Here is a 26,707-nt window from a genome sequence, read left to right as displayed (position 1 = left end):
TAAATTTTTAAACTATCATATATTTCAAGATCGGCGGTGACGAGCTCCTGCCTTGAACAATTTCAATCAGTTGAGTGGGACATGGCCACAGAAGATCAGATAGATCGCTCGTTGCGCATCGGCTCTGAGAGGGTCCGGGCGGCCGACCGCGACATCCTGCCGGTCATCAACCCTGCAAGCGGTGAGGCGATCGGCGAAATCCCGGTCGCAACCACCGCCGATCTGGACGATGCCCTGGCTGCGGCCGCCGCCGCATACCGCTCCTGGCGCAAGGTTTCGGCATTCGAGCGCTACGCAATCCTGCGCCGCGCGGCGGGTTTGCTGCGTGAACGCGCACCAGGCATCGCCCGAGCCATGACACTGGAGCAGGGCAAGCCGGTCGGCGATTCGATGGCCGAGGTGCAGGGCGCTGCCGACATCTTCGACTGGTACGCCGAGGAAGGCCGCCGCGCCTACGGGCGTATCATTCCGTCGCGCACCTCAGGTGTGCGCAGCCTGGTGTTCCGCGAGCCGATCGGCCCGGTCGCCCTGTTCACGCCGTGGAACTTCCCCGTCACGATCCCGGCACGCAAGATCGCCGCGGCACTTGCCGCCGGATGCTCCTGTATTGCCAAGCCCGCCGAGGAAACGCCGTCGCCGACACTGGCGATCGCCCAGGCCCTTGCCGATGCCGGCCTTCCACATGGCGTGCTCAACGTCGTCTTCGGGGTGCCGGATCACATCTCGACGCATCTGATCGCATCGCCGGTGATCAAGAAGATCTCCTTCACCGGATCGACCCGGGTCGGCAAGCACCTCGCCAGGCTGGCGGCCGACGGCGTCAAGCCGGCGACGCTGGAACTCGGCGGCCATGCGCCGACAATCGTCTTCGCCGACGCCGACGTCGAGAAGGCAGCGGAAATGACCGCCCGGTCGAAGTACCGCAACGCTGGCCAGATCTGCATCACGCCGACCCGCTTCTATCTGCATGAGAGCATTCACGACCGGTTCGTTGCCAGGTTTCGCGATGTCGCCGCCTCGCTCAGGCTGGGCGACGGTCTCAACCCGGAAACCCAGATGGGACCGCTGGCCAATGGCCGCCGCATCGACGCCATGGAGAGCCTGGTTTCGGACGCGCAACGCGCCGGCGCCAGCGTCGAACTGGGCGGCGAACGGACTGGCGAGCGCGGCTATTTCTGGCAACCCACCGTTCTGACCGACGTGCCCAACGAAGCGCGGATCATGAACGAGGAGCCGTTTGGCCCGGTCGCGGTGACGCGTCGGTTCAAGGATTTCGACGAGGTCGTTGCCGAGGCCAACAGGCTGCCCTTCGGTCTTTCCGCCTATGCCTTCACCCGCGACACGACCACAGCCACGCGCATCGGCGACGAGCTGGAGTCCGGCATGGTCGGCATCAACAACATGGTGCTGACGACGCCCGAGACCCCGTTCGGCGGCGTCAAGGAGAGCGGCTATGGCTCCGAAGGCGGGTCGGAAGGCCTCGATAGCTATCTCGTGACCAAATTCGTGACACAGGGTTGAAGCGTAGAGCAATGACCGAGCATTCCATTCCCAACTTCCGTGAGATCGGCGAAATCACCGGGTCGACGGATTCCCGCGACGTGCTGGCACACGCCACCAAGCAGGCGGCCAGGAATTTCGACGACTATCTCATCGTCGATGTCGACGCCCATGTTTCGGAAGATCATTTCTGGTCCGAGATCATCGACCTGATCGACAATGACGTGCTGCGCCAGATCGGCCAGCACCAGGTCAAGGGCTTTGGCGGATCGAACGCCCTGCTCAACATCTCACCGGGCCTGTCGCTGCAGAGCGTCGGCGGCCGCATCGGCCACCAGGGCCGGCGCGAACCGGTAAGCGACGACAGTGTCCACCGCTTCATCTCGACCGCCCGCCGCAGCATGGATGCGATGGGGCTCGACTATCAGGTGGTATTCCCGAGCGCCATGCTGCTGCTCGGCATGCACCCGCAGGACGAGATCGAGGTGGCGCTGGCCAAGGCGTTCAACCGCTGGATGATCGAACGCATCCTGCCGATCGACAGCCGCATGAAGGGCCTGCTCTACCTGCCGTTCAACACGCCCGAGGCGTGCGAGGAGCTCGTCGAGCGCTACGGCGACACCGAAGGCATCATCGGCTTCACCGTCTGCTCCACCCGCAACAAGCCGGTCCATCATGACTGCTATATGCGGCTCTATTCGATGATCCAGGAACTGGACAAGCCGGTGGCCTTCCACTCCGGCTACCACTGGGGCGATCCGTCCTTCGCGCAGCTCAACCGCTTCCTGTCGATGCATGCGCTGTCGTTCACCCACTACAACCAGATCCACCTCACCAACTGGATCGTCAACGCCATGCCGGAGCGCTTCCCCAAGCTGAACATGCTCTGGGTGGAAAGCGGCCTCGCCTGGATCCCGTTCCTGATGCAGCGCCTCGACCACGAGGTGCTGATGCGGCCAAGCGAGGCGCCCGGGCTCAAGCGGCTGCCCAGTGAATACATGCGCGAGATGTACTACACGAGCCAGCCGCTCGAGCGCACCAACATGAAGCTTCTCGAAGCGACCATGGAGGCGATGAACGCCGAGACCCAGCTGCTCTACTCCTCGGACTGGCCGCACTGGGACTGGGACTCGCCGGCGACAATCGACTCGCTGCCTTTCCTCTCCGAACAGGCCAAGCGCAACATCCTCGGCCTGAACGCCGCGCGACTGTTCAAGCTCGACACGACACGCCGCAAGCCGCTGGCCGAGGACGTCCTCGCCAATCGCCCGAAAACCGCATCGTAGTGGCACAGACAATGACAAACTCAGAACATGGCGCTGGTTTCAGCGCGGCAGCCGCGTCAATTGCAGCGGCAGCAGACGAGGCCCTTGCTTCGGGAACGCTCGAACAGATCAGCGAGGCCGACATCGCAATCGCACTCGCCGCACTTGGAAAGCTCTACGCGGCCAAGGTCGAGAAGTCGGACAAGATTTTCCCGCCAGTCAACCAAGACGCTCTGACCGCCACCGAAACCGCAGTCCTGGTCAGTGAGCTTCTGCGCGCTGCCGACCTCAACGTGTTCGACCTCGCCATGTGGTTCCGGAGGGCATCGTGAGCGGCGCTGACATGGCGGCGGGAACGTCGCGGCAGATCGTGCTGGGCCGGCACGACGAGCTCAAGAAGCGCCAGCGCATGGTCATCGACGTCGATGGCACAGGCATCGGCGTCTACTTCGTCGGCGAGGAAGTGCGTGCCTATCTCAATATCTGTCCGCATATGGGCGGACCGGTGTGTCAGGGCAAGATCATGCCGCGCACGCTGGAATTGGTGGCCGACAACGGCAAGAGCCTCGGCTTGGGCTTTTCCAAGGAGCAGTTGCACATCGTCTGCCCCTGGCATGGCTTCGAATTCGACATGCTGACAGGACGCCACCCGATCGATCCTAAGGTCGGCCTGACCCCTGTGCCTGTGCAGGTGACCGACGGCAATGTCGTGGTCACGGTCGGGAACCCGCGGCCATGACCACAAGCCTGCAGACTGACGTGCTCATCGTTGGCGCGGGTCCCGTCGGGTTGACGCTCGGCATGGTGCTGGCACAACGCGGCGTGGCGGTGACGATCCTGGAGACCCGCCATCGCGGTGAACCGCCAAACGTGAAATGCAATCACGTCTCGGCACGTTCGATGGAGATCCTGCGACGTCTGGGCGTCGCCGGCGCCGCCCGCAATGCCGGCCTGCCCGAGGACTATGCCAACGACATCGCCTATCGCACCTCGATGACCGGCAAGGCGATCACGCGTATTCCCATCCCCTGCCGGCGTGACCGCTTCACGGCAACCGGCGGCCCCGACACAGACTGGCCGACAGCCGAGCCGCCGCACCGGATCAACCAGCTCTTCCTCGAACCGATCCTGTTCGAACACGCCGCCGCAATGCCGGGGCTGACGGTGCTCAACCGGACAGAATATCTGTCTCACGCTGAAACCGACGACGGCTTGCAGATCAGCGCCCGCAATATCGACAGCGGCGAGCAGACGACGATCTCGACCCGTTATCTTGCCGGTTGTGACGGCGGCCGTTCGCAGGTCCGCCGCGACATCGGCGCCAAGCTCGTCGGTGACGCCGTCGTTCAGCGCGTGCAGTCGACCTACATCCGTGCACCGCAGCTGCTCGGCCTGATGAACGACGCGCCGGCATGGGCGAGCTTCTCGCTCAACCCGCGGCGCAGCGGCAACGTCTATGCCATCGACGGCCGCGAGACCTGGCTCGTGCACAACTATCTGCGTGACGACGAGCCGGATTTCGACAGCGTCGATCGTGACTGGTCGATCCGCGAGATTCTCGGCGTCGGCCCGGACTTTTCCTATGAAGTCCTGTCCAACGAAGACTGGTTCGGCCGTCGCCTCGTCGCCGACAGCTTCCACAAGGGCCGTGTCTTCATCTGCGGCGACGCAGCCCACCTTTGGGTCCCTTACGCCGGCTACGGCATGAACGCCGGCATCGCCGACGCCGAGTGCCTTGGCTGGCTGCTCGCCGCCAACGTCGCCGGTTGGGGCAAATCAGGCATGCTCGACGCCTACGCCGCCGAACGTCAGCCGATCACCGAGCAGGTCTCGGTCTTCGCCATGAACCATGCCCATGCCATGGCCAAGGAACGCAAGGTGGTACCCACCGACATCGAGGACGACACACCCGCCGGCGCTGCCGCGCGCGAGGCACTGGGACGCAAGATCTACGACCTCAACGTCCAGCAATATTGCTGCGGCGGCCTCAACTTTGGCTACTACTACGACCGCTCGCCGATCATCTCCTATGACGGTGCGGCACAGCCGGCCTACTCGATGGCCGAATTCACGCCGTCGACCGTGCCTGGCTGTCGCACGCCGCACATCTGGTTGGCGGACAAGCGCTCGCTCTATGACGCGATGGGCCCCGACTACACGTTGCTGCGGTTCGACCCGAGCCAGGACGCAGAGCCCCTGATGGCGACGGCAGCGGCACGCGGAATCCCGATCCAGCTGCTCGACGTCGTGCCCGGCAAGGGTGGCCCAGGTCCATATGCCGAAGCCTTCGTGCTGTCGCGGCCCGACAGGCACGTCGCGTGGCGCGGCGACGCCTGCCCGACCGACCCCAACGCGCTGCTGGATACCATCACCGGCACTGCCGCCTCGGTGAATTGAGGCCGGCCCATGCGAACCTTACTGGAATTCTGGAGTGCCAGATGAAGATCATCGACTGTCACGCACACATGGCGGTGCCGCATCAGCTTCCCGCCTACAAGGCCAGCATCCTGTCGCATCGCGGCGCCCATGGCCGCAAAGCGCCGCCGGTTTCCAACGAAGCACTGGAGCAGGCGTTCAACCGCGTCGAGATGGCGCCGATGGGCCACCTCGCCTGCCTTGACCAGGCCGGCGTGGACATCCAGATGCTGTCGCCGCGCCCGTTCCAGCTGATGCATTCGGAAGAACCGAAGAAGCTCGTCCACTGGTACGTCGAATACGCCAACGACATCATCGCGCAGGAATGCGCGCTCTATCCCGAGCGCTTCTACGGCGTCGCCGGCCTGCCGCAGACCGGCGACAGCCCGATTACCGAAGCGCTGCCGGAGCTCGAACGCTGCGTCAAGGAGTTCGGCTTTCGCGGTTGCCTGATCAATCCCGATCCGTTCGAAAACAACGGCCGCATGGCACCGCCGATGGGCGACCGCTACTGGTATCCGCTCTACGAAAAGCTCTGCGAACTGGATGTCGTCGGCCACATCCATTCGGCGAGTTCGCGGGCGCCTGAGCGCGAGCCCTATTCGCTGCACTTCATCAACGAAGAGACCACCGCGGTCTACGGCCTGTGCAAGTCGACCGTGCTTGACGACTTCCCGGACCTCAAGATCCTGGTCAGCCACGGCGGCGGCGCGATCCCGTACCAGCTCGGCCGCTTCGATGCGACCACCGTGCCGCGCAACGGCATGTCCTCTTCAGGCGTTCGGTTCCGCGACCGGCTGCAGAAGCTCTACTTCGACACAGTGCTCTACTCGCGCGACGCCATCGAGCTGCTGGTCAAGGTGGTCGGTGCTTCGCAGTGCCTCTATGGCGCGGAGATGCCCGGCGTCGGCTCATCCATCGACCCGGAGACCGGCGAGACCTTCGACACCATCATCCCGCACATCAACGGTCTGTCGTTCATCTCGGATGATGAACGCAAGGCAATCCTGGGCGGCAATGCCGCGCGGCTTTTCAACATCGAAGCCTGATCAACCCAGGTCACCTGAAGCGCAGCCTTGGAACAACATGGAGGCTACCTATGGCGAAAATAGTCGGATTCATCTGCACGGCTCACGGGCCGCAACTGCACACCACGCCTGACAAGTGGCTGCTGCGCGTCCAGTCGGACCGCACCCGCATGCACCCCTTCCGCGGCGGCGTCTATTCGTTCGACCAGCTCTGCGAACTGCGCAAGGACGAGAACCTTGCCGAACGCAGCACGATGGAGGCGATGACCGCCAACTACGAGAAGTGCCACGTCGCCAGCGAACGCCTGGCCGACGCCTTCGATGCGATGAAGGCCGACGTCGCCATCATCTTCGGCAACGACCAGCACGAGATCTACGGCGAGGACCTGAGCCCGCCCTACATGATCTATTACGGCGACAAGATCCGCCATCATCCGGCGACCGAAGAAGGCCGCCGGCTGATGCCACCGGGTGTCGCCGAGGGCGAAGCCGGCCACGCACCGGAAGAGTACCGCGAATACGATACGGTGCCGGAACTCGCCAAGCACATCATCGGCAATCTGGTCGACAACGAGTTCGACATCACCGTCTCACCCAAGCTGCCCACGCACAATCCGCGCACGACCGGCATCAGTCACGCCTTCGGCCACATCTACCGCCAGGTGATGCGCGACAAGGTCATCCCAAACGTCCCGATCTACCAGAACACCTTTTTCCCACCGAACCAGCCGACCGCTCGGCGCTCCTACAAGTTCGGCCAGGTCGTCGGCGAAGCCATCCGCTCCTGGAAAAGCGACGCCCGCGTCGTCGTGTTCGGCTCGGGCGGCATGAGCCATTTTACCATCGACGAGGACTGGGACGCCCGATTCATGAAGGCGATGCGCGAAAAGGATACCGAGTTCCTCAAGAGCATCCCGCTCTCTGAGCTCCAGTCGGGCACTTCGGAAATGAAGAGCTGGATCACCACCGCTGGCGTCATGGAAGCCTACGACACCGAGTTCCACGAAGTGGCCTACGTCCCTTGCTACCGCTCGCCGGCTGGCACCGGCACCGCTCAGGGCATGTACTGGTGGGGCGTCAATCCATGAGCGCGGAGTTGCTTGTACGGCTGCGCCGGCTCGATGCATGTACAGTCTCGGATGCGCTCGACGCACTCGGCCTGCCTGGTGCCGTCGGCGGCATCGCCCGCCGTTCCGGCGGCGGCGTGGTGGCCGGGCGTGTCGTCACCGTCGCCCTCGCCGAAGGCCCGGCGCCGGCGGGCGCACCCAAGGTCCATCTCGGTGCCCGCGCCATCGAAGCCGGCGACGCCAACTCGCTGATCGTCGTTTCCCATCCCGGCATCGACGCCGGCGGCTGGGGCGGAGTGCTGACCCAGGCCGCGCGCCTTGCCGGCATTCAGGGGGTGATCGTCGATGGACCGTTGCGTGACGTGGATGAAGCCAACGGGCTCGACTTTCCGATCTTTGCGCGCGCGACCACCGTGCGCACGGCTCGCGGCCGCGTCCATGAGGTCGCAACCAACGTGCCCGTCACCATCGACGCGGTGATGGTGACGCCCGGCGATTACGTCATTTCAGACGGTTCGGGTGCGGTGTTCATCACCGCCGACAATGCGGAGAAGGTGATCCGGACCGGCGAGCGCATCGCTGCCAAGGAACGCCTGATGATCGAAGCCCTGAAGGCCGGCAAGCCGGTCTCCGAGGTGCTCGGCGCCGATTACGAAGACATGCTCGAGGCAATGCAATGATCGACCAAGCCGTAGAACGCGCCGGAAAACACGACTGCGCCACCTTGTCCGACGCCATGGACCGGCTTGGCATCGAAGGTGTCTGCCGGGGCATCAAGCCACGCGACCACAAGTTCCGGCTCGTCGGCCGCGCCTTCACCGTCCGCTACGTGCCGGTCGATGTGCTGGCACCGGGCAATGTCGGCGACTTCATCGACGACCTGCCGGCGGGTACGGTGGTCGTGCTCGACAATCGCGGCCGCGAGGACTGCACTGTCTGGGGCGATATCATGACCCAGCTGGCCAGCCACAAGGGCCTCGCAGGCACTGTCATCGACGGCGCCTGTCGCGATGTCGATCTTTGCCTCAGGCTCGGCTATCCGATCTATTCGCGCAGCTATTCGATGAAGACCGGCAAGGACCGCGTCCAGGTCGACGCCACCGGCATCACGGTCGAGATCGGCGGCGCGCTGGTTCGCCAGGGCGATATTCTGGTCGGCGATGCCGATGGCGTCGTCGTCATTCCGAGCGAGCGCGCCGAACAGGTCCTCGACCTCGCCGACGAGATCGCCAGCGCCGAGAATGCCATCCGGAAAGCCATCACCGAGGGCATGTCGCTGCGCGATGCCCGCGTGAAGTACCGTTATCACTCGCTGCAGACGCGCCAGTCATGAACAAGGTCGTCCGCAACATCGAGCGCGCCGATGGCGCGACCATCGCCCGGTTGGCCAAGGCCGGCGTCGCCACCACCCATGAAGCCCTTGGCCGGACCGGTCTGATGAGCTCACGGATGCGGCCCATCTATACCGGTGCCGCCATATCGGGAAGTGCCGTCACCGTTCTGGTGCCGCCCGGCGACAACTGGATGATCCATGTGGCGATCGAGCTGATCAAGCCGGGCGACATCCTTGTCGTTGCGCCGTTCTCGCCTTCCGACGCCGGCTATTTCGGCGACCTTCTGGCGACCTCTGTGATGGCGCGCGGAGGCATCGGCCTCGTCATCGACGCGGGCGTGCGCGACATCCGCGATCTGACCCAGATGAAGTTCCCGGTCTGGTCGACAGCGATCTGCGCCCAAGGCACGGTCAAGGAAACGATCGGGTCGGTGAACGTGCCGGTCTCGTGCGCCGGTGCGGTGGTCAATCCCGGCGATGTCGTCGTCGCCGATGACGACGGTGTCGTGATCATCCCGCGCGAAATGGCCGATACCGTCGCGCAACTTTCCGAGCGTCGCATCGCCGAGGAGGAAGCCAAGCGTACCGAACTCGCCAAGGGCATTCTCAGCCTCGATCTCTTCAACCTGCGCGGGCGCCTGAAAGACAAGGGCCTCGAATACTGACGCCTGACACGGCGCCGCAAACCAGTCAGCAGCAATGGGTGAACTCATGAAAACTCAGGTCGGGATCATCGGCGCGGGGCCAGCCGGCCTGCTCGCGGCGCGTATCCTCCAGCTCAACGGTATCGACTCGGTGATCCTGGAACGGCGTACGCGGGCCTATGTGCTCGAGCGCGTGCGGGCGGGCGTCCTCGAATCGGGCACGGTTGATACGCTGCGCACATACGGCATGGGCGAACGCCTCAATCGCGAGGGCATTCCGATGCGCTCGATGCAGCTGTGCTGGGACAGGCAGAAGGCCGACATCTCGCTCGACGACGGGACCGGGCGGCACCTCACAACCTACGGCCAGCAGAAGATCGTCGAGGACCTGATCCTTCAGCGCGAGGCTGACGGCCTGCCGATCGTCTTCGAAGCCGACGTATCGAGCCTCGATGATATCGAGACTGCACCGCGCATCCACTACCGCCACAATGGCGAAGACAGGGTGCTGGACTGCCAGTTCATTGCCGGCTGCGACGGTTATCATGGCGTCAGCCGCGGGCACATTCCCGGCTCGGACGAGCATGTCTTCCTGACCGAATACCCGTTTGCCTGGCTCGGCATCCTGGCCGAGGCCGCACCTCTCGCTGCCCGCCGCGGCTTTGCCCATTCGACGCGCGGCCTCGCCGTCGCTTCAGCCCGCTCGGCTTCGGTTGGCCGGCTCTATCTGCAGGTCGAGCCAGACGCCGACCCCAACGCGATGAGCGATCAGCAGATCTGGGATGAACTCGACATCCGCATGGACGACGGTACCGCAGCGCAGCTCAATCGCGGCCCAATTATCGAGCGCTCGGTAGCGCGCCTGCGCGGCTATGTCTGCGAGAAGATGCGCCACGGGCGGCTGGCGATTGCCGGTGACGCAGCACATATCGTTCCGCCGAGCGGCGGCAAGGGGCTTAACCTCGCGGTTGGTGATGCGCGTATCATGGCCGAAGCGATCCGTCGGCTGCTGACGACCAACGACACCACCTTACTCGACAGCTATTCGGAAATGTGCCTGCGCCGGATCTGGCCGACCGTCCACTGGGCCTGCTCGATGTGCGAGGCCCTGCACATCTTCCCCGGCCAGACGAACTTCCAGACCCGGATGCAGTACCAGACGCTGAACCACTGGGGAAACACCGAGATCGGCCAGCAGCGTCTGCGCAAGGCCCAGCTCGGCCTGCCCTACGAAATCTGAAACCCGGACTGGGACACCGCGACGAGTTGGCCCCGGTAACATCTCGACAAAACGAAAGGGCGGCGCTCCGATGGAGCGCCGCCCTTCTTTCATTCACGCGGACCAGAGCCCGCCATTCACGACTTCAGCCGCAGACGGCGACGATAGCGTTGGCAACGTGGCCGACATTGTTGTCGGTCAGGCCGGCCACATTGACACGACCCGAACTGGTGATGTGGACATGGTGCTCGACCTTCATCCGCTCGGCGTCGGCAGGGGTGATGCCGAGCATGGCGAACATGCCGCGCTGCACGCCGAGGAATGCGAAGTCGCGCGTCGTTCGGCCGGCAAGCGCTGCCACCAGCTTTTCGCGCATGCCATTGATGCGTCCGCGCATTTCGGCGACCTCGCCTTCCCATGTCGTGCGCAGAGCCGCATTGCCGAGAATGTGGGCGACGACCGAAGCGCCGTGGTCCGGCGGCATCGAATAGTTGGTGCGGACGACCGGCAGCAGGTGGCCGTGCGCGCGGCTGGCCGTGGCCTCATCCTTGGCCACCAGCGTCAGCGCGCCAACGCGTTCACGGTAGAGCGCAAAGTTCTTCGAATAGGAACTGGCAATCAGCATTTCCGGCAAGCGCTCGGCCAGGAGCCTGACGCCGGCGGCATCCTCGGCCAGCCCGTCGCCGAAGCCAAGATACGCCAGGTCGATCAGCGGGGTGGCGCCGGTCGAGGCGAGCAATTCGGCGATTTCCGCCCACTGCGCCAGGCTCGGGTCGGCGCCGCCGGGGTTGTGGCAGCAGCCGTGGAATAGCACCAGATCACCGGGACCCGCGGCGCGCAGCGCCTCGATCATCCGGTCGAACTGCAGCTTGCCCGACGCGACGTCGTAATAGGGGTAACGGACAACCTGGAGGCCAGCAGCGGCCAGCAGCGAAGGATGGTTCGGCCAGGTCGGATCAGGAAGGAAGACCTTGGCGCCCGGCTTCACGCTCTGGGCGAAGTCGCCTGCGACACGCAGCGCTCCGGTGCCGCCCGGCGTCTGGATCGCTTGCGAGCGCGCGAGCAGGCTGCTGTCGGCGCCGAAGATGAGTTCCCGAGTCAGGCGATTATAGTCTTCATTGCCGGCCGAAGAGACATAAGCCTTCGACTTCTGGTTCTCCACCAAGAAGGATTCCGCCTGTTTGACCGTTGCCAGCACCGGCGCGTTGCCCTGCCCGTCCTTGTAGATGCCGATGCCGAGGTCGACCTTGTCGGCGCTCGGGTCGTCGCGGAACTGCTGCATCATTCCAAGCAGCGGGTCGGCTGTCGGCGTGGAGAGATTTGAAAACATATCACCCTCTATTGTCTCGTATTATGAGACTTTATCGCGCATTTTGAACATGGTCAACTCGGACTCATCAAGCTGACCTCTTGTGGCGCGCGTCCTCTAGCATTTTTCCTGATGTTACACGACAGCCAGCCCAAGCGGATTCCAACTCGGATGAGGTATCGCGTTTTGTCGTTGACTAGCGAGACGATGTAACGCATTATGAGACGACTTTGCATTTCATGTGACTCTTCGCAGGGTTTTGGAACCTGGGCCGGCAAAACGGCCTCGGGTCAGAGCCGGCCCTGCAAGCGAAACCAATCGGAGAAAAGCGGCGTGAACGGGAACTACGAACCTATGGAGCTGACCGGAGGACAGGCGTTGGTCGCCCAGCTCCTGGAAGAAGGCGTGACCGACATTTTCGGCATTCCCGGTATTCAGCTCGACTGGGCGGTTGACGCCATCCGCAGCCAGCCGGACCGCATTCGCTACATCATGCCCCGCCACGAGCAGGCGACGTCCTACATGGCCGACGGCTATGCCCGCACCACCGGCCGCGAAGGCGTGTTCATGGTCGTGCCCGGCCCCGGCGTGCTCAACGCTCTGTCCGGCCTCGCTACCGCCTATGCATGCAGCTCGCGCGTGCTCTGCATCTCGGGCCAGATTCCATCGACCCTGATCGGTCAGAAGCACGGCATGCTGCACGAAATCCCCGACCAGAGCGGCATCCTCAAGTCGCTGACCAAGTGGCACGGCATCGCTCATCGCCCCGAAGACGTTCCCGCGCTCGTCCATGAAGCCTTCGTGCAGCTGCGTTCAGGCCATCCGCGCCCGGTCGCCATCGAATTGCCGCCTGACGTGCTGCAGGCCAAGGGCGTGACGAAAGTCCTGCCGCGCGCCGAATTCAGCCGCCTAGAACCGCAGCCCGACACCATTAAGGAAGCGGCCGCCATCCTGGCGCAGGCGAAGTTCCCCGTCATCCAGGTCGGCGGCGGTGCCGCCGCATCAGGTGCCGGCAAGGCCATCTTGGCGCTCGCCGAGCGATTGCAGGCGCCTGTCGTCATGACTGACGGCGCACGCGGTCTGCTTGATGACAACCACCCGCTTGCCCTGACATCACTTGGCGGACGCGCGGTGTTCCCGCATGCCGACGTCATCGTTGCGGTCGGAACCCGGTTCATCGACGGCATCGCCAAGCCGACCCATGCCAGCGGCGACACCAGATACGTCTATGTCAATGTCGATGCGGGTGCCGCCGGAGCACCCCGCACTCCGGGCTGCTTGGTGCTGTCGGACGCGACCGCCGCCGCCGAAGCGCTGCTCGCAGCTCTGCCGTCCGAAGTACGTGTCTCGGCATCAGACAAGATCGGCAAGGTCAAGGCCTGGTCTGCATCGCAGACCGATGCCATCCAGCCACAGACCGACTATGTCAGAGCGATTCGCTCCAGCATGGCCATGGACGACATCCTCGTCAGCGAGCTGACCCAGGTCGGCTATTTCTCCAACATCGCGTTCCCTGTCCATGCCGCCAACTCCTACGTCACCCCGGGCTACCAGGGCACGCTGGGCTACGGCTTCAACACTGCCCTGGGCGCCGCTCACGGCAACCCGGACCGGCGCGTCGTTTCGCTCAATGGCGACGGCGGCTTCGGCTGGGGCATGCAGGAGCTGGCGACGCTGGCGCGCGACGGCTGCAACATGTCGGTCGTCGTCTTCGTCGACGGACACTATGGCAATGTCCGCCGCATCCAGCAGCGCACCTTCGGCGACACCTTCGCGGTCGAACTCGCCAACCCGGACTTCGCCCATCTGGCAAGCGCCTTCGGCCTGCCCTTCGAAAAGGTGGACTCACCATCGGGACTTCACGACGCACTGGTGCGGGCAAAGGATAGCAATGGCCCGGCCCTGATTGCCGTCTCGGTCGGCGAGATGCCGAGCCCCTGGGCGTTGATCCACCCCTTCGTGCCATCGCCCGTCACGCCACCAGCCAACCCGCTGGGCTGAACCTCACCGGGCCCGGCATCCCGCGGACGCGCGGCCGGGCCTCCTCGAACGGCTAGGGATGGCCGCAAAAATGAACGACGGTCACCAGCAGCCTGCCGACGCGACGATCGAGGTGATCGTCCGTCGGATTTCCTACGAAACGCCGACGGTCCTCTCATACGATCTGAGGCCCACCAACGGCGCGCCCCTGCCTTCCTTCGACGCCGGCGCCCATATCGACGTCCATCTTCCCGATGGTCTGGTGCGGCAATACTCGCTGATCGGTGCGCCGCATGCTTCGGACTACCGCATCGCCGTCGCACTCGACCGGGCAACACGTGGCGGTTCGCGCTGGCTGCATACAAATGCGCGGCCCGGCGATCGCATCAGAATCTCGCAGCCCCGTTCGACCTTCGCGCTTGCGGACGCCAAAGCCACTTCGATCCTGATCGCCGGTGGCATCGGCATCACGCCCCTGCTCGCCATGGCGAGACAGCTGCACGAGGCAGGGGCTGACTGGACGCTACATTATGCAGTGCGTTCGCGAGCCGAATGCGCACTTCTCGACGAGCTCACGGCGCTCACCGACAACATCCAGCTCCACGTCGACAGCGAAAAAGATGGTCTGCTCGATATCGCGCGTATCGTCGCTCAGGCACCGCCGGATGCACAACTCTACTGCTGTGGTCCCGCGCCGATGCTCGATGCGTTCCTGGACGCCGCCTCGTCCCGCGATGCCTCGACAGTGCATTCCGAATCCTTCACGCCGAGCGTACCAGCCGTCGATGATGGCGGCTTCACGGTCATCCTGAACAAGTCGGGGCTCTCGATTCAGATCGGTGCCGACCAGACAATCCTCGATGCGCTCGAACAGGCCGGGGTGCATGCGCCCTCTTCCTGCCGCAACGGCGTCTGCGGCACATGCGAAACCCGCGTGCTGGAGGGTGTGCCCGACCACCGCGACAAAGTGCTGAGCGATGCTGAACGCGCGGCGGGCAATACGATGATGATCTGCTGCTCACGCGCCACGACGGCGCTGCTGCGGCTCGACCGCTAGGGGAGGATATTGCAATGACGAAAGACGGATCGGCCTATGCCTTGCCCAAGCCGACATATTTCGCCGAGCTGACCGAGGTCGGACGTGGAACGCCGATGGGCGAACTGCTGCGCCGCTATTGGCATCCTGTTGGTCTGTCGGAGGACGCAACAGCAACGCCACGAAAGATCATGGCGCTGGGCGAAGAGCTCATCCTGTTTCGCGATGGCACCGGCCGGCCCGGCCTTGTTCATCCTCGCTGCGCCCATCGCGGCGCATCGCTCTATTATGGCCGGGTCGAGGAGCAGGGCATTCGCTGCTGCTATCACGGCTGGCTGTTCGATACCGAAGGCAACTGCCTGGAACAGCCTTGCGAGCCCGAAATGGGTGCGAAGACCCGCGGACATGTCCGCCAGCCGCATTATCCGCTGGAGGAAAAATACGGCCTAATCTTTGCCTATATGGGCCCGCTCGACCGCAAGCCCGCGCTGCCGCGCTATGACGTGCTGGAGAAGCTCGGCGACGGCGAGTTCCTTGAAACGGACGACAGCAGCATCGGCAGCGGCGGGCCTGTCATCGTCGACTGCAACTGGCTCCAGCACTATGAAAACGTGCTCGACCCGTTCCATGTGCCGATCCTGCACGGCTCCTTCAGCGGCGACCAGTTCAATTCCAAGATGAGTCTGATGCCGCGCGTGAGCTTTCACTACACGCCGCGCGGCGTCTCCAGCCTGCAGCTGCGCGATCTCGAAACCGGCGAGCACCAGCGCATCACGGAGGCGGTGTTGCCGACCGTGCGCGCGGTGGCAAGTCCGGTCGCAACCGTCGACGGCCCGTGCAGCCTGCTCGGCTGGGTCCTCCCCATGGACGATACGTCGTTCCGCATCTATTCGGTCGGCCGCGTCAGCGAAGCCGGCACGCTGGCCAAGATCCGCTCGAAATATGCCGGCAAGCTCTGGCACGAGCTGACCGAGCAGGAGCACCAGAAGCTGCCGGGCGACTACGAGGCGCAGGTCGGCCAGGGGCCGATCACCTTCCATTCCGAGGAAAACCTGACCTCGACCGACCAGGGCATCGGCATGCTGCGCCGCGTCCTGCGCCAGCAGGTCGACGCGGTTGCCAACGGCAAGGATCCGATCGGTGTCGTCTTAGACCCCGCCAAGGCACTCGTCGAGCTCGAGGCCGGATCACGCGTCGTGCCCAGGGCATGATCGAACAGCCGGCTCAGCGGCATCGCCGGCGAACCGGCAAGCACGGTGATCAGCTTGCTTGCTTGGGCATCAGAGGCGGGTTGACGCCGTCGGCGTAGCGCTTCTGGATTTCGCTGGCGACCGATCTCACGGTCGCAAGCAATTGGACATCGGGCTCGGGCACCAGCAGCGACGACGACAGGATGACACCCAGCGCGGCACAGATCTGGCCGTCGGCCTCAAAGATCGGCGCGGCGATGCCGCCAAGCCCGTTGCCGCGCGTGTCGGTCTCGAAATCGACCCCATAAGCCGTCAGGTTCTCGACCACCCGCGGCGGCACCGGCTTCTTGTTCTCGAAATAATAAAACAGCCGGGCTGCCGGCGATCCCGGCAAGCTCAGCACCATGCCGGGCTGCACCATGATACCCGGCTCGAACGGATTGGGCACCGCGTGTACCACCATCGCGCCGCCCTTGATCGGCGTCGTCAGCAAGGCGGTATGACCCGTCTGCGCACACAGTTCATTGAGATAAGGCCGCGCGATCTCGACGACATTGCTGCGGTAGACGGCGGCTCGTCCGAATTTGAACAGCTTGCGGCCGAAGACGTAACCCTCACCCTCCCGGGCATGGTCGACGAGACCAAGCCTGGTCAGCGTCTGCAGGTGCCTGGACACCCTTGCCTTGGTCATGTCGAGCGAGCGAGCGAGTTCGGTCACGCGCACCGGACCCGGCGCGTCGGCCAGTGCATCGAGAATCTGCACCGCAACCTCGACGCTTTTTACCGTTGACGAGGATCCTTGCTCGTCGTCATTGTCCTGGTTCGACCGTCTCATGCTGTTCTTCCGCTGCGCATGGCCTGTTATATGTCACGCATAGCAAGAAGTATTCACGAAATTCGAGACAGCCGACCTGAAATTCCTTGGGTTCGTCGGCGGAAAAAGACAAACCCGGCGACTGGAAGCCGGGTTTGCCAAGATCAGTTCAGCAGATCAGAACGAAGCGTCGAGACGCAGGAAGCCCGAGAACGAGCCGTCGACCGGATAGCTGTCGCCATCGTTGTAGTTGAGGGCCAGCTTGGCGTTCAGGTTCTCGACGATCTTGTAGTCGATAACGGCGCCGATGGCCCAGTCGTTGGCGTTCAGGTCGACGGTCTGGCCGGTGACGAAGTCGCCATAGTGACGATCACCGAAATACTGGCCGCCGGCGCCAACCGACAGACTTTCGTTGACCTGGTACTTCACATAGCCGCCGATCGACCAGTCGTAGCCCGAGTAGGGCGCCAGCAGGCCAAGCCAGGTCGCACCGGATTCATAAGTCGCGATTGCCTGGAGCGTCAGGGCATCGGTTGCCTTGACGTTGACAATGCCCTTCAGAGCGAACTCGGAGAAGCGATCGTCATAAGCGGCGTAGAGGTTGACCGAACCCCAGCCCTGGGCGATCGAGACCTTACCGGTCACCAGCGGCACATAGTCGAAATTGTTGTCTTCTTCTTCCAGGCCGACCGACACTGCAATGCCGTTGCCGGCGTCGAAGGTGTAGCGGATCTGGTTGATGAAGGTGCCGCCGCCCTTGTCGAACTCGCCGTCGACGCCGCCGTCGAACAGCGTGTCGTTGCGGCCGATCATCAGGCCACCGACCTCGAAGTAGGCATAGCGGATCCACATGTCGGTCGCGTCGGTGTACGGCCTCGGCGTGGTCGAGGTGGTACCATACGCGCCGCCGTCATTCTGCCAATGCAGTTCGATGTAGCGGCGGAAGGTGCCGTATTCGGTTTCCGAGCGTGCGTCGAGCTTGAGGCGCGCTGCCGAATACTTCTTCCAGCCGTCGTCCGTGTCCTTCCAGTCGATCTGGTAGCGAACCAGGCCGCCTACCTTGAGGCAGGTCTCGGTGCCGGGGATGTAGTAGAAGCCCGCGCCGTAAACGTCGCAGATACGGACATATTCCATCGGTTCCGGCTCGGCGACGACGACAGCGTCGGCCGCACGGGCGCCAGAGACTGCAAGCAGAGCCGCAGCAGAGCCGAGAAGAATGCTCTTGATATTCATTATCCAACCTCCAGTAGAATTAATTCAAATGGCACAGAGTACTTCCTTATATTGAAAGCACATTCAGCGCCGATCCCCCAGAAACAGTTTTTGATATTCCGCTTCCGGCCAGCCTGAATATCGCTATATGATCGGATTGATAAACATCAAATTTAGCCGTTACCTCAAATTTCCGATGAATCTAGTTTCTTAGTGATATAAAAACAACAACAATACTGAACAAATGAAACATTAAACACATCTTGCACAAATGGGACGTTACTATTACATGCAAAAAGCTGGCGACCACGTTCTCCCTAGGAGGCCAGCGAGTGTTCTTTCGCCGCCGAAACGACGTCGCCAACCAAATCCTGCTTGAGCAAATCGATCGGAGTCCTACCGTTAAGCACCGGCGAGGGATGGATCATCCAGTGCCAGGCCAACCGCGGATGGGTGATATGCGCCAGCACGTCACGAATGCCGGAAGCCGGCCTTCCATCGACGAATTGCGCCAGGGGAAATACGTGACGCTGCCTGCCCTTTCGCAACGCGATGACCTCGTTGCAACGGAACCAACGGTGCAAGGTGGATCGTGGTATGCGGAGGTTCTCTTCCAGATAGGTAGCCCCCGCCACGCGGCCTGCCCACTCCTCAATGGTCATGGAGTCGAGGTCACCACCACGGATTTGGCCTTGCCGCGTCGACAAGGTTGACGGCTGCGCCAGTAGCCCGGGATCGCCGCCCTCATTTGCCAGGCACTGGCGCGACGCTTCGACAGCCAGGGCTCGGATAAATTGCGAGGCAAGGTCAGGCAGCTCGGGCGATATGCTGCTCGGCAATTGCGCCGCCGCCGGGCAAGCCACAGCATCGCGCGATCTCCGCTGCCGCTCCGGCCATCCAGAATTGTCACCATCAACTGCGAGTATGTTCTTCAGTTCGCTGAAGAAGAATTCGGTGTATTTGTTGACAAGTGTTATTCCATGCGCATGAATATCTTCGACCATTTCCAATTAATCCTTGCCAATGCAAAAGGTAGCATCAAGCTGAAGATCCAATCTTGGGGCGCTGTCGCTTTTCGCGAAGTTGGTCCCGCGGACCGACCGGCGGTCAGCGAAGCCGGCTCAACACCGGCCAATGCCGGCAGCGGCACGCAGTGCCGGGCCCGTTTGTCGGCCACATGCATGCAAGACAGCGTTCATCGACACCCTCCCCCCGATGCGATCTGCGCCTCGATCCGCTCCCCTAGGGGGCTCCTCCACGGTCGGGCTGCTCGGCCTGGCATCTTTGTCCACTCGATGCCGAGGCGGATCATGCCTACAATGACTTCCGCACGGTTGGCATAGTCGATCCGGACGATGTCCCTGTCATTCCTTGAGCGCCCGCTCACATTCCCCAAGGGAATGGGCAGCAACCTGTGTTTGGGGTAGCTGCTGGCAAGTCTCACGGCATGGCGAGCGCGCCAAAGACATGGTACGCACGACCTCGTCATGAAGAGTGGGAGCGCGCGTGATAAGCCCGGAGCAATTTCTGGCCTCGGTATTCTGGGCGCGGGAACTGCCGGAGGATGAGCGCGAGCGTGCGCGGCGCGGCATCATGCTGCGCATCCTTGAACCGGGGACCTATTTCATCCATCGCGGTGATCGCATCGACAACTGGATCGGTGTGGTCAGCGGCCTGTTGCGGCTGGGCTCGATCACCACATCGGGCAAGGCGGTGACCTATGCCGGCCTGCCGCCGAGCTGCTGGTTCGGCGAGGGGTCGCTGCTTAAGGACGAGCCGCGGCAGTATGACGTGCTGGCCTTGCGCCGCACGCAGGTGGCGCTTCTCAATCGCGCGACATTTTTCTGGCTGTTCGAAAACAGCGTCGCATTCGACCGGCTGCTTGTCCGGCTCATCAACGAACGGCTCGGGCAGTTCATTGCGCAGGTCGAGCATGACCGTACGCTCGACTCGACCGGCAAGGTGGCGCGCAGCCTCGCTTCCCTGTTCAATCCGGTGATCAGCCCCTTCGTCGGCTCCCATATCGACATCAGCCAGGAGGAGATCGGTTTGCTGGCCGGCGTGTCGCGGCCTGTCGCCAACCGGATCCTGCAGGAACTGGAAAAGGCCGGTTTGCTCCGCAACGAGGGTGGCGGCGTGACGATCCTGGATCTGGAAAAGCTGCGCAGCTACGGCGAATAGCGCTCCTCGCACGACTGGCGTCCGGCACATGCCATCAATGAATTCAATGATTTAGTGGAGTTTTTCTGCCGCGGACACACAAGGCCGGTAGCCAAGACTGAACATTGGCGGCCTGTCTGTCAAGCCAGCCCTTGAAAAAGCCTGCCAAGGTTGCGAGCCTCACTGCAACGACCGGGAAGACCCGGCGACCTACGAGGGAACGAAACGGGAGGCGTGCCTTTGGCACAAGGGAGCGAGACGCGCGAACGCGACACGTTTGCCAAGCTTTTGTGCGAGCACGCACAGGTGCGGCCAGACCGCCCGGCGATGCGGCACAAAGACCTCGGCATCTGGCGCACATGGAGCTGGAGCGAACTGGCCGAAACAATTCGCGCTTACGCAGCAGGCCTGCAGCAGTTGGGTCTCCAGCGCGGCGCGACGATCGCCGTCATCGGCCAGAACCGGCCGGCCATGTACTGGACCATTCTCGCGGCGCAGTGGCTGGGCGCCATCCCCGTGCCCGTTTACGCCGACGCCGTTGCCGACGAAATGGCCTATGTGCTCGACCATGCCGACGTCGCATTTGCAGCGGTGCAGGACCAGGAGCAGGTCGACAAGCTGATCTCGATCCAAGATCGTGTGCCCAAGCTCCGCACCGTGCTTTATGACGAGCCGCGCGGCCTGCGCGACTACGATCACAGCCGGCTCCACGCTATCCATGACATCGTCGAGCAGGGTCGCGTCCGGCTGGCAGCCGACAGTGCCGTGGCCGCCGCGATCGACGCCGAGCGCGATCGCGGCCAGGCCAGCGACATCTCGATCATCCTCTACACCTCGGGCACGACTGGCCGTTCCAAAGGCGTGCTCCTGACCGCCGGCGGCTCGATTGCGGCAGCGCGCGATACCGTGACCTTCGACAAGCTGACCGACCGCGACGAGGTACTTGCCTACCTGCCCTTGGCCTGGGTCGGCGATCACTATCTCAACTATGCGCAGTCGCTGGTCGCAGGTTTCTGCATCGCCTGCCCCGAAAGCCGCGAGACGGCCGAGGCCGATACCCAGGAGATCGGGCCGAGTTTCTATTTCGCGCCGCCACGCGTGTTCGAAACCCTGCTGACGCGGATCACCATCCGCATGGAAGATGCCGGCGCGCTGAAGCGCGCAATGTTCAACTACTTCATCGGTGTCGCCAAGCGCTGGGGCGAACAGATCCTCGACGGCAGGCAGGTCCCGCTCGGCGCCCGCCTTGGCTACGCCATCGGCAACCTGCTGGTCTACGCGCCGCTGAAGAACGTGCTCGGCTTCTCTCGTATCCGGGTCGCCTACACAGCCGGCGAGGCGATCGGCCCGGATCTGTTTTCGTTCTATCGCTCGCTCGGCCTCAATCTGAAGCAGCTCTATGGCCAGACCGAAGCATTCCTCTATGTGACCGCGCAGCCGGACGGGCAGATCCGTGCGGGCACGGTCGGGCCGGCAACACCCAATGTCGACATCCGCATCACCGACGACGGCGAGGTGCTCTACCGTTCGCCCGGCCAGTTCGTCGGCTACTACAAGGATGCGGAGAAGACGGCGGAGACGGTGACATCAGACGGCTATGTGAAAACAGGCGATGCCGGCTTCTTCGACCCCGACGGCCACCTCAACATCATCGACCGGGCCAAGGATGTCGGCAAGCTGAGGTCGGGTGCGCTGTTTGCGCCGAAATATATCGAAAACAAGCTGAAATTCTTCCCCAACATCAAGGAAGCCGTGGCCTTCGGCCAGGACCGCGACTTCGTCACCGTGATGCTCAACATCGACCTCACGGCGGTCGGCAACTGGGCGGAGCGCAAGAACATCGCCTATGGCTCGTACCAGGAACTGGCGCAACGGCCGGAGGTCTATGCGATGTTCATCGAGCACGTTGCCGAGGTAAACCGGGCACTCGCCGCCGAGCCGCGCATGGCAGCCGCCCAGATCCATCGCTTCCTGATCCTGCACAAGGAACTCGACGCCGACGATGGCGAGATGACCCGTACCCAGAAGGTCCGGCGCGGCTTCATAGCCGAACGCTACAAGCCGCTTGTCGACGCGCTCTACAGCGGTGCCGAAGCTGCCGACATCTCTACCGAAGTGACCTTCGAGGACGGTCGCAAGGGCGTGATCTCTGCCCGCGTCCGCATTGCCGACGCCAAGGCCATGCCAGCCACAAAGCTTGAGGCCGCCGCATGACCGCGACATCGGAAACACTGCTGGCGGTAGACGGTGTGTCGTTGTCGTTCGGCGGCGTAAAGGCCATCACCGACGTCTCATTCGACATCCGCAAGGGCGAGATCCGCGCCATCATCGGTCCCAACGGCGCCGGCAAGACCTCAATGCTGAACGTCGTCAACGGCTTCTATCACCCCCAGCACGGCCGCATCACCTACAAGGGCAAGACCCGTCCGCGCATGCGGCCCTACCAGGCCGCGAGCCAGGGTATCGCCCGCACCTTCCAGAACGTGGCCTTGTTCCGCGGCATGACCACGCTCGACAACATCATGGTCGGCCGCACACTGAAGATGCACCGCGGGCTCTTCTGGCAGATGCTGCGCTACGGGCCGGCGATGCGAGAGGAGATCGAGCACCGGCGCGTGGTCGAGGACATCATCGACTTTCTGCAGATCGAGTCGATCCGCAAGACGCCGGTGGGCAAGCTGCCCTACGGCCTGCAGAAGCGCGTCGAGCTTGGCCGGGCGCTTGCGATGGAACCGGAACTGCTGCTGCTCGACGAGCCGATGGCCGGCATGAACATCGAGGAGAAGGAGGACATGTGCCGCTACATCCTCGACCTCAACAAACATTTCGGCACCACCATCGCTCTCATCGAACACGACATGGGCGTGGTGATGGACCTGTCCGATCGCGTGGTGGTGCTCGAATACGGGCACAAGATCGCCGACGGCACGCCCGACGTGGTCAAGGCCGACCCGAAGGTCATCGAAGCCTATCTCGGCGTGGGGCACTGAGCATGCAGCAGTCTGGTGGAAGAGAGAAGTTCCGCAAGAACACGAGACACACGACACGCTGGCCGGCTCGTGCCGTCTGCCGGTTCGGCTGAGGGGAAACAGATGCTCTACAACATCTTCATCGACCCCTTCGTCCAGATGGTGCAGATGCCCGACCTGCTGGTGCAGACCCTGTGGGAGGGACTGGTGTCGGGCGTGCTCTACGCGCTGATCGCGCTTGGCTTCGTGCTGATCTTCAAGGCGTCGGGCGTATTCAATTTCGCCCAGGGCATCATGGTGGTGTTTTCGGCGCTCACCCTCGTCGGTTTCTACGAGAAGTTCTCGGCCGCAGGCTTCTCTGGCCACACTGCCGCGTTCGTCGCGCTGGTTTTGACCGCGGTCGTGATGTTCGTGCTTGCGGTGCTGGTTGAGCGTGTGGTGCTGCGGCCGCTGGTCAATCAGCCCGACATCATCCTGTTCATGGCCACCTTCGGCATCACCTATGTGCTGATCGGCCTCGGCGAAATGGTGTTCGGCGGCGACCCCAAGCAGATGATCGCCAGCGAGCTGTTCCTGCCGAGCGGTTCGGTCGACGTCGAGATGCTCGGTGGGCTGGTCAGCTTCCAGAAGATCGACATCGCCGCCGCCGTCATCGCGTCAGCGATGATCGTCGGGCTTGCCTTGTTCTTCCAGAAAACCCGCATCGGCCGTGCGTTGCGCGCCGTAGCCGACAGTCACAAGGCAGCTCTTTCGGTCGGCATTTCGCTCAACCAGATCTGGGTCATCGTCTGGTTCGCCGCAGGCCTGGTCGCGCTGGTGACCGGCATCATGTGGGGCGCCCGCTCCGATGTCTCCTTCGCGCTGGAGATCGTGGCTCTCAAGGCGCTGCCGGTGCTGGTTCTGGGCGGCCTGACCTCGGTCCCTGGCGCGATCGTCGGCGGGCTGATCATCGGCATCGGCGAGAAGCTCGGCGAGTTCTACTGGGGGCCCCTGCTCGGCGGCGGCATCGAGAGCTGGTTCGCCTATGCCATTGCACTTCTGTTCCTGCTGTACCGGCCGCAGGGCCTGTTCGGCGACAAGATTATTGAGCGGATCTGACCCCATGTTCTATCGCGAAACAGGCCAGTTCAAGCAAAGCTACGCGGCCGACCAGGCGGTGTTCCCGATCCTGCAGGACAGGCTCGGCCTGGCCGCCATCCTGCTCGTTGCCTTCGTCGTCGTGCCGCTGTTCGGCAACGAGTTCCTGCTCGCCTCGGTGATGGTGCCGTTCCTGATCCTGTCGCTCGGCGCGATCGGGCTCAACATCCTCGTCGGCTACACCGGACTTTTGTCCCTCGGCTCGGCCGCCTTCATGGGCGTCGGCGCCTATGCGGCCTACAAGCTTTCGACAATCTTTCCAGGCGTCAACATCCTGGTCTGGATCCTCTGCTCGGGCTTCTTCGCAGCTGGCATCGGCGTGCTGTTCGGGCTGCCGTCGCTGCGCATCAAGGGCTTCTATCTTGCGGTCGCGACGCTGGCCGCGCAGTTCTTCCTGCAATGGTGCTTCGTGCGCATCAGCTGGCTCTACAACGACAACCCGTCAGGGGCGATCGAGGTGCCGGCGCGTACTTTGTTCGGCCTCGCCATCACTGGCCCGTCGGCCACACCGGTGACGCGCTACCTGGTCGTGCTCGTCATCGTCGTGGTCATGACCCTGCTTGCCTCCAACATCGTTCACGGCCGGATCGGCCGCACCTGGATGGCGGTGCGCGACATGGACATCGCGGCCCAGCTGATGGGCATCCGCCTGCTGCCGGCAAAGCTGTTGGCCTTCGCAGTGTCATCCTTCTATTGCGGCGTCTCGGGCGCGCTGATGGTGTTCCTGTGGCTCGGTGCCGCCGAACCATCGGCCTTCGACATCAAGCTGTCGTTCCTGCTTTTGTTCATGGTCATCATCGGCGGCCTCGGCTCGATGATCGGCAGCTTCTTCGGCGCCGCCCTGATCCATATCCTGCCGATCATCATCCGCGGGCTCCCCGAGGCGCTCGGCCTGCCGATCGCCGCCGCGACCGTGGAGCACCTGACCTATCTGATCGTCGGCGCCCTCATCATCTTTTTCCTGATCGTCGAACCGCACGGCCTCGCGCGGCTCTGGCAGATCGCCAAGCAGAAGCTTCGTGTGTGGCCCTTCCCTTACTAGGGGCTGCCCACAAGACGGAAATGCAAACAAGTAGGGAGGAGAACGTCATGTCACTCAAGAACTGGTTATACGCACTTTCCGCAACAGCAGTGCTGACCTTGCCCGCCGTCCACGACGCGCAGGCCGAGGACTCGATCTACGTGCCGCTGTTCACCTACCGCACCGGCCCGTTCGCCGGCTCCGGCACGCCGATCGCCAACGGCATGCACGACTACCTGACACTACTCAACGAGCGCGACGGCGGCATCGGCGGCGTCAAGCTGATCGTCGAGGAATGCGAGACCGGCTACGACACCAAGAAGGGCCTCGAATGTTATGAATCGGTGAAGCCCAAGAAGCCGGTCATCGTCAATCCGTGGTCGACCGGCATCACCCTGCCGCTGATCCCCAAGGCAGCCGTGGACAAGATTCCCGTGCTGTCGATGGCCTACGGCTTGTCGGCCTCGGCCAAGGGCGACACCTTCCCCTGGATATTCAACCCGCCGGCGACCTACTGGGACGGCTTCACCCAGATCCTGCAATACATCGCGACGCAGGAAGGCGGCGGCATAGAGAAGCTCAAGGGCAAGAAGATCGGCTACATCTATCTCGACGCCAGCTTCGGCCGCGAGCCGCTGCCGCTGATCGAGCAGCTGTCGAAGGAACTCGGCTTCGAAGCCAAGCTGTATCCGGTTGCAGCCGCCGACATGCAGAACCAGTCGTCGCAATGGCTGAGCGTCCGCCGCGACAAGCCTGACTACATGATCCTCTATGGCTGGGGCGCGCTCAACGCCACCGCCGTCAAGGAAGCGGTGAAGACCAACTACCCGATGGAGAAGTTCATCTCGATCTGGTGGCCAAGCGAGGATGACGCCAAGGGCGCCGGCGATGGCGCCAAGGGCTTCAAGACGCTGAACTGGCATGCCGTGGGCGCAGACTTCCCGCTGCTTGCCGATATCCAGAAGCACGTCGTCGACGCCGGCAAGAGCCAGGTCTCGGGCAAGGACAAGGTCGGCCAGGTTCTCTACAACCGCGGCATCTACAATTCGATGCTGATTGCCGAGGCGATTCGCAGAGCCCAGGAAATCACCGGCAACAAGGTGGTCACCGGCGAGGACGTACGACGCGGCCTGGAAGGCCTCAACATCGACGAGGCGCGGCTCAAGGAAATCGGCCTCGAGGGCTTCACCGGTGCGGTCAAGCTCTCCTGCGCTGATCACAACGGCCACTTCTCAACCTTCGTCCAGAGCTGGAATGGCACCACCTACGAGAAGGTGTCCGACTACATCGCGCCGCTGAGCGACAAGGTCGGTCCGTTGCTCGATGCCGATGCCAAGGCCTATGCCGAAAAGAACGCGCCATGGCCGGCCCGTTCCGAGGCCTGCGACGCCTCCTGAGGCTACCCTGA

General features: G+C 63.2%; 24 protein-coding genes. 20 read left to right on the top strand and 4 right to left on the bottom strand.

From position 1 onward, the window contains the following. The first annotated feature begins 81 nt into the window (after positions 1-81). The 11 genes from DY201_RS28010 to DY201_RS27960 are packed head-to-tail and all read left to right on the top strand — an operon-like array spanning position 82 to position 10,492. Positions 82-1,521: an NAD-dependent succinate-semialdehyde dehydrogenase gene (locus tag DY201_RS28010; RefSeq protein ID WP_115734607.1), complete on the top strand. Its 1,440-nt coding sequence runs from the start codon at positions 82-84 to the stop codon at positions 1,519-1,521. An 11-nt stretch (positions 1,522-1,532) separates the two neighbouring features. Further along, positions 1,533-2,786 (top strand): amidohydrolase family protein, encoded by a 1,254-nt coding sequence (locus DY201_RS28005; protein ID WP_115734606.1) that lies wholly within the window; start codon positions 1,533-1,535, stop codon positions 2,784-2,786. 11 nt (positions 2,787-2,797) lie between these two features. After that, the gene (locus DY201_RS28000) at positions 2,798-3,097 is read left to right on the top strand and encodes a hypothetical protein (RefSeq protein ID WP_115734605.1); all 300 of its coding nucleotides are present in this window, start codon (positions 2,798-2,800) and stop codon (positions 3,095-3,097) included. After that, positions 3,094-3,504, top strand: a complete 411-nt coding sequence (locus DY201_RS27995) for a Rieske (2Fe-2S) protein (RefSeq protein WP_207904352.1) — start codon at positions 3,094-3,096, stop codon at positions 3,502-3,504. The genes DY201_RS28000 and DY201_RS27995 overlap by 4 nt, the downstream gene beginning before the upstream one ends. Continuing rightward, on the top strand, positions 3,501-5,162 hold the full coding sequence (locus DY201_RS27990) for an FAD-dependent oxidoreductase (protein WP_115734603.1): 1,662 nt from the start codon (positions 3,501-3,503) through the stop codon (positions 5,160-5,162). Before DY201_RS27995 ends, DY201_RS27990 begins: the two co-directional genes overlap by 4 nt. 41 nt (positions 5,163-5,203) lie before the next feature. Next, positions 5,204-6,229, top strand: coding sequence for an amidohydrolase family protein (locus DY201_RS27985; protein ID WP_115734602.1), 1,026 nt, complete (start codon positions 5,204-5,206; stop codon positions 6,227-6,229). 50 nt (positions 6,230-6,279) lie between these two features. Then, positions 6,280-7,296, top strand: a complete 1,017-nt coding sequence (locus DY201_RS27980; RefSeq protein WP_115734601.1) for a DODA-type extradiol aromatic ring-opening family dioxygenase — start codon at positions 6,280-6,282, stop codon at positions 7,294-7,296. Further along, positions 7,293-7,955 (top strand): RraA family protein, encoded by a 663-nt coding sequence (locus DY201_RS27975; protein WP_115734600.1) that lies wholly within the window; start codon positions 7,293-7,295, stop codon positions 7,953-7,955. Before DY201_RS27980 ends, DY201_RS27975 begins: the two co-directional genes overlap by 4 nt. Then, positions 7,952-8,608 carry an RraA family protein gene (locus DY201_RS27970; protein WP_115734599.1) on the top strand — a complete coding sequence of 219 codons (657 nt, stop codon included), beginning with the start codon at positions 7,952-7,954 and terminating at the stop codon, positions 8,606-8,608. Before DY201_RS27975 ends, DY201_RS27970 begins: the two co-directional genes overlap by 4 nt. Further along, complete coding sequence (locus DY201_RS27965; protein ID WP_115734598.1) at positions 8,605-9,273, top strand: 4-carboxy-4-hydroxy-2-oxoadipate aldolase/oxaloacetate decarboxylase; 669 nt, start codon at positions 8,605-8,607, stop codon at positions 9,271-9,273. Before DY201_RS27970 ends, DY201_RS27965 begins: the two co-directional genes overlap by 4 nt. Positions 9,274-9,319: 46 nt before the next feature. Next, positions 9,320-10,492 carry a 4-hydroxybenzoate 3-monooxygenase gene (locus DY201_RS27960; protein ID WP_165916017.1) on the top strand — a complete coding sequence of 391 codons (1,173 nt, stop codon included), beginning with the start codon at positions 9,320-9,322 and terminating at the stop codon, positions 10,490-10,492. Between the two features lie 124 nt (positions 10,493-10,616). Here DY201_RS27960 and DY201_RS27955 read toward each other — a convergent pair whose 3' ends face one another. Beyond that, the gene (locus DY201_RS27955; RefSeq protein WP_115734596.1) at positions 10,617-11,801 is read right to left on the bottom strand and encodes an amino acid aminotransferase; all 1,185 of its coding nucleotides are present in this window, start codon (positions 11,799-11,801) and stop codon (positions 10,617-10,619) included. A 312-nt stretch (positions 11,802-12,113) separates the two neighbouring features. Between DY201_RS27955 and DY201_RS27950 the strand changes: the two genes are divergently transcribed. The 3 genes from DY201_RS27950 (at position 12,114) to DY201_RS27940 (ending at position 16,007) form a co-directional block, all read left to right on the top strand. Beyond that, positions 12,114-13,781, top strand: coding sequence for a thiamine pyrophosphate-binding protein (locus DY201_RS27950; RefSeq protein WP_207904351.1), 1,668 nt, complete (start codon positions 12,114-12,116; stop codon positions 13,779-13,781). Between the two features lie 70 nt (positions 13,782-13,851). Further along, on the top strand, positions 13,852-14,817 hold the full coding sequence (locus tag DY201_RS27945; protein WP_115734705.1) for a PDR/VanB family oxidoreductase: 966 nt from the start codon (positions 13,852-13,854) through the stop codon (positions 14,815-14,817). A 14-nt stretch (positions 14,818-14,831) separates the two neighbouring features. Continuing rightward, positions 14,832-16,007 (top strand): aromatic ring-hydroxylating dioxygenase subunit alpha, encoded by a 1,176-nt coding sequence (locus tag DY201_RS27940; protein ID WP_115734595.1) that lies wholly within the window; start codon positions 14,832-14,834, stop codon positions 16,005-16,007. A 49-nt stretch (positions 16,008-16,056) separates the two neighbouring features. On the opposite strand, the gene DY201_RS27935 is transcribed toward DY201_RS27940, so the two are convergent. The 3 genes from DY201_RS27935 to DY201_RS27925 all read right to left on the bottom strand — a co-directional run bounded on the left by DY201_RS27935 (position 16,057) and on the right by DY201_RS27925 (position 19,016). Further along, positions 16,057-16,821, bottom strand: coding sequence for an IclR family transcriptional regulator (locus DY201_RS27935; RefSeq protein WP_115734594.1), 765 nt, complete (start codon positions 16,819-16,821; stop codon positions 16,057-16,059). 156 nt (positions 16,822-16,977) lie between these two features. After that, a complete protein-coding gene (locus DY201_RS27930) occupies positions 16,978-18,033 on the bottom strand; it encodes a porin (RefSeq protein WP_115734593.1) in 1,056 nt (351 codons plus the stop codon). Positions 18,034-18,329: 296 nt separating this feature from the next. Further along, positions 18,330-19,016, bottom strand: a complete 687-nt coding sequence (locus tag DY201_RS27925) for an antitoxin Xre/MbcA/ParS-like domain-containing protein (protein ID WP_115734592.1) — start codon at positions 19,014-19,016, stop codon at positions 18,330-18,332. 502 nt (positions 19,017-19,518) lie between these two features. Between DY201_RS27925 and DY201_RS27920 the strand changes: the two genes are divergently transcribed. The 6 genes from DY201_RS27920 to DY201_RS27895 all read left to right on the top strand — a co-directional run bounded on the left by DY201_RS27920 (position 19,519) and on the right by DY201_RS27895 (position 26,696). Then, the gene (locus DY201_RS27920) at positions 19,519-20,193 is read left to right on the top strand and encodes a Crp/Fnr family transcriptional regulator (protein ID WP_245432196.1); all 675 of its coding nucleotides are present in this window, start codon (positions 19,519-19,521) and stop codon (positions 20,191-20,193) included. A 213-nt stretch (positions 20,194-20,406) separates the two neighbouring features. Further along, positions 20,407-22,386, top strand: a complete 1,980-nt coding sequence (locus tag DY201_RS27915) for an AMP-dependent synthetase/ligase (RefSeq protein ID WP_425358775.1) — start codon at positions 20,407-20,409, stop codon at positions 22,384-22,386. After that, the gene (locus tag DY201_RS27910; RefSeq protein WP_115734590.1) at positions 22,383-23,162 is read left to right on the top strand and encodes an ABC transporter ATP-binding protein; all 780 of its coding nucleotides are present in this window, start codon (positions 22,383-22,385) and stop codon (positions 23,160-23,162) included. The genes DY201_RS27915 and DY201_RS27910 overlap by 4 nt, the downstream gene beginning before the upstream one ends. A gap of 102 nt (positions 23,163-23,264) precedes the next feature. Next, complete coding sequence (locus DY201_RS27905) at positions 23,265-24,239, top strand: branched-chain amino acid ABC transporter permease (protein ID WP_115734589.1); 975 nt, start codon at positions 23,265-23,267, stop codon at positions 24,237-24,239. A 4-nt stretch (positions 24,240-24,243) separates the two neighbouring features. After that, positions 24,244-25,320 carry a branched-chain amino acid ABC transporter permease gene (locus DY201_RS27900; protein ID WP_115734588.1) on the top strand — a complete coding sequence of 359 codons (1,077 nt, stop codon included), beginning with the start codon at positions 24,244-24,246 and terminating at the stop codon, positions 25,318-25,320. A 47-nt stretch (positions 25,321-25,367) separates the two neighbouring features. Continuing rightward, complete coding sequence (locus DY201_RS27895) at positions 25,368-26,696, top strand: ABC transporter substrate-binding protein (RefSeq protein WP_115734587.1); 1,329 nt, start codon at positions 25,368-25,370, stop codon at positions 26,694-26,696. Positions 26,697-26,707 lie beyond the last annotated feature (11 nt).

Origin of the sequence: Aminobacter aminovorans, assembly GCF_900445235.1 — a bacterium.
Taxonomy (GTDB): Bacteria; Pseudomonadota; Alphaproteobacteria; order Rhizobiales; family Rhizobiaceae; genus Aminobacter; species Aminobacter aminovorans.
Note: the sequence above shows the minus strand (reverse complement) of the source record. Positions and strands in the feature narration are given on the sequence as shown.